We start from the raw sequence: 4015 nt of genomic DNA on the forward strand, positions 1-4015 counted from the left end.
GGCCGCGGCCGCAGCGGCGCGCGGGCCCGGGCAGGCCCCGCCGGTGCAGCTCCTGTGTGGCTGCGGCCCCCCAAGCAACCGGTCGAATTCCTGCGCCACCAGCTCGCGGTGGCCGTCGAGCTCGCGCAGGAAATCGCAGCACGACAGGCCGAGCGTGGCGGCGATCCAGGCAAGGTCGTCGTCGCGCGTGGGCAGCACATGCGTCTGCTGGTCGTCCAGGTACTGGATGCGGTGCTCGACCCGGCGCAGGAAGGTGTAGGCCTGCGCGAGCGCTTCTCCGGTTTCCTCGGGCATCAGCCCTGCGCGCACCAGGCGCCCGATGGCCTCCAGGGTCGGGCGGCAGCGCAGCTCGGGAAACTGCCCGCCGCGCACCACCTGCAGCAGCTGCACGATGAATTCCACCTCGCGGATGCCGCCGCGCGAGAGCTTCACGTCGTTGGCGCGCTCGGGGTGGCCGCTGCTGCGGCGCGCGGCGTGCTCGCGGATCTGGCGGTGCAGCACGCGCAGCGCATCGAACACGCTGTAGTCCAGGTAGCGCCGGAAGACGAAGGGCAGCACCACTTCGCGCAGCCCCTGCACCTCGGCCGAGCGGATGGCCGCGCGCGGCGCCACCACGCGGCTCTTGAGCCAGGCGAAACGCTCCCACTCGCGTCCATGCACCAGCAGGTAGTCTTCCAGCGCCGCGAGCGAGCAGGCCGGCGCGCCCGAGTTGCCGTTGGGCCGCAGCGCCAGGTCCACCCGGAAGACGAAGCCGTGTTCCGTGGTCTCGCCGATCAGCGCCTGGATGGCGCGCGCGGCGCGAGCGAAGTATTCGTGGTTGGACAGCCGGCCGCGCCCGTCCGCACGCCCGGCGGTCTCGCCGTCGTGGCCATAGACATAGACCAGGTCGATGTCGCTGGAGACGTTGAGCTCGCGCGCGCCGAGCTTGCCCATGCCGACGATCCACAGTGGCACCGGCGCGCCATCGGGCGCAAGCGGAGCGCCGTGGCGCGCGTCCAATTCGGCACGGACCTGCTCGCAGGCCCGGTCGAGCGCCAGCTCCGCCAGGCAGGTCACGGCGGCGACGACGTCGGCCAGCGGCGCGCCGGCGTCGCAATCGAGCACGATCAGCCGCTCCATGACCAGCTGGCGCAGGATGCGCAGCGCCGCACCCAGGTCGTGCCCATGCGCCTGCAGCGTGGCACACGCTGCTTCCATGGCGGCGCGCGTGGGCACGCCCGCGGGCAGCAGATGCAGCTGCGCGCCATAGCGGCGATGCAGGCGCTGCAGGAAGCGCGAATGGCCCGACAGTGGCTCCGGCCGCAGGGCGGGGGCTTGCGGCGCGGGCGGGGTCTGGTCGGGGAGCTGGTGCGTCATGGAAGCGGCGAAACAGTGCGGTACGGCCTCTCCTGGCAACAGGCGGCGGGCCATAATTCCGCCACTTGTCCGCATCCGCCATGCCCGAGCTGCCCGCCCCTCCTTCCCGCCTGCTGAAATGGGTGGCGGGGGCCGCGCGGTGGGCGCTGGCGCTGGCGGCGGCGGCCTGGCTCGTGCTGGCGGCCTCCTGGGCGGCCTTGCATGTCTGGATTGTGCCGCGCATCGACAGCCTGCGCCCGGCGCTGGAGCGCCAGGCCCAGCGGGCGCTGGGGGTACCGGTGCGCATCGGCGCACTGGCGGCGCGCAGCGAGGGGGCGATCCCGGCGGTGGAACTGTCGGACGTGGTCCTGCTGGATCCGTCCGGGCAGGCGGCGCTGCGCATGCCGCGCGTGGTGGTGGCGCTCTCGCCGCGCTCGCTGCTGCGCCTGGGCTTCGAGCAGGTCTATCTGGAAGCTCCCGAGCTGGACGTGGAGCGCACCGCCGACGGCCGGATCCTGGTGGCCGGCATCGCCTTTCGGGCCAGTGGCGAAGCCGACAGCCGCGCCGCCGACTGGTTGTTCGCCCAGCCGGAGCTGGCGATCCGCGGCGGTACGCTGCGCTTTGCCGACCGGCTGCGCGGCGCGCCGCCCCTGGCACTCACGCAGGTCGACCTCGTGATCCGCAATGGCGCCCGCCGCCACGCCCTGCGCCTGGACGCCACGCCGTCCGAAGGCTGGGGCGAGCGCTTCTCGCTGCGCGGCCAGTTCCGCCAGCCGCTGCTGAGCACGCACGCGGGGCGCTGGCAGCAGTGGAGCGGCGAGCTTTACGCGGATTTTCCGCAGGTGGACGTCTCGCGCCTGGGGCAGCACCTGGACCTGGGGCGCGTGCGGGTGGCGCGGGGCTCGGGCCGGCTGCGCGCCTGGGCCGACGTGCGGCGGGGGGCGGTGAGCGGCGCGCTGGCCGATCTGGCACTGGCGGAGGTCGAAGCGACGCTGGACGAGGGCCTGCAGCCGCTGGCGCTGCAGGACGTGCAAGGCCGCGCCGGGGCGCGGCGGCTGGAGCAGGGTTTCGAGCTCACGGCCCAGGGCTTGCGCTTTCGCACCGGCTCGGGTCTGCACTGGCCGGGCGGCGACCTGCTGCTGCGCCATACCGGCACGGCGGAGACCGCCGAGGGCGAGCTGCAGGCGAGCGCGCTGGACCTGGAGGCACTGGCGCAGGTGGCGGCGCGCCTGCCGCTGGGTGACGATATCCGCGGGGCGCTGCAGCGCCATGCGCCTGCCGGCAGCGTGCAGGACCTGGAGGCGCACTGGCGCGGGCCGCTTGCGGCACCCCGCAGCTACCGGCTGCGCGCCCAGGCACGGGGCCTGTCCGTGGGCATGGACACGGCCGACGCGCCCGCCGGGCTGCGCGGGCTGGATCTGCAGCTGAGCCTGGACCAGTCCGGCGGCCAGGCAACGCTGTCGCTCGCGCAGGGCGTGTTGCGCCTTCCCACGGTGTTCGAGGAGGCGGACGTGCCGCTGCAGAGGCTGGCGGGCACGGTGCGCTGGCAGGTGGAGGGCGAGCGCATCAGCGTGCAGGCCCCGGCCCTGCGCTTTGCCAATGCCGACGCCGAGGGCGAGGCCCGCCTGGAGTGGCACACCGGCGACGCGGCGGGGCGGCGCTTGCCTGGGGTCCTGGATCTGTCGGGGCGGCTGGTGCGCGCCGACGGCGCGCGCGTGCACCGCTACCTGCCGCTGGCCGTGCCGGCCGAGGCGCGCCATTATGTGCGTGACGCCGTGCGGACCGGGCGCGCCAGCCAGGTGCAATTCCGTGTCCGGGGTGACCTGCGGGATTTTCCCTTCGCCCATGTGCCAAGCGGAGAGTTCCGCGTCACGGCGCAGGTTCAGGGCGTGGACTACGCCTATGTGCCGGCCGCGCTGCGCCCTGTCACCGAGGCGCCCTGGCCGGCGCTGTCCGGGCTGTCGGGCGAGCTGGTCTTCGACCGCGCCGGCATGCAGGTGCGCAACGCGCGCGGCAGCTTCGCAGGCTTCGGCCGCCTGCGCGCCGGTCCTCTGCAGGCACGCATCGACGACCTGGAACACCCCGTGGTGCAGGTCGATGGCGAGGTGCGCGGGCCGCTGGGCGACATGCTGTCCCTGGTGCGCGGCTCGCCGGTCGCCGGGCTCACGCAGGGCGCACTGGATGCGGCCAGCGCCACCGGCCCGGCTGCCCTGCAGCTGGGCCTCACCCTGCCGGTTGGCACGCTGGAGCGGGCGACCGTGCGCGGGCGCGTGCAGCTGGGCGGCAACGACGTGCAGATGCTGCCGCAGACACCCTGGATACGCGCCCTGCGCGGAGCCGTGCAGTTCGATGAAGGCGGCTTCGCGCTGGAAGAGCTGCAGGGCCGCGCGCTCGGCGGCGAGCTGCGGCTGGAAGGCGGGATGCGCGCCAGCGCCGCGGGCGAGGAGGGTCCCGCCGTGCGCGTGCGTGCGCGGGGCACCGCCAGCGCCGAAGGCCTGCGCACGGGCGAGCTGCCGGGGTTGGCCGCGCGCCTGGCCGGGCGCGCCAGCGGCAGCACCGGCTATGCGCTGGAACTGGGCGTGCGCCGCGGGCTGGTGGAGCTGGACATCTCCAGCGACCTGCGCGGGCTCGCGCTGGACTTGCCGGCGCCTCTGGACAAGGCCGCGGCCGCGGCGCTGCC

2 protein-coding genes are annotated in these 4015 nt (G+C 74.6%); one reads left to right on the forward strand and one right to left on the reverse strand.

Features of this window, described 5'->3' with window-relative positions; genetic code table 11:
* A partial coding sequence (locus A612_RS14380; protein WP_019375147.1) for a [protein-PII] uridylyltransferase family protein occupies positions 1 to 1356 on the reverse strand: 1356 nt, incomplete at its 3' end.
* An 80-nt stretch (positions 1357 to 1436) separates the two neighbouring features.
* Here A612_RS14380 and A612_RS18085 point away from each other — a divergent pair.
* A partial coding sequence (locus tag A612_RS18085) for a YhdP family phospholipid transporter (protein ID WP_019375148.1) occupies positions 1437 to 4015 on the forward strand: 2579 nt, incomplete at its 3' end.

The organism is Melaminivora alkalimesophila, assembly GCF_000282995.1.
Taxonomy (GTDB): Bacteria; Pseudomonadota; Gammaproteobacteria; order Burkholderiales; family Burkholderiaceae_C; genus Melaminivora; species Melaminivora alkalimesophila.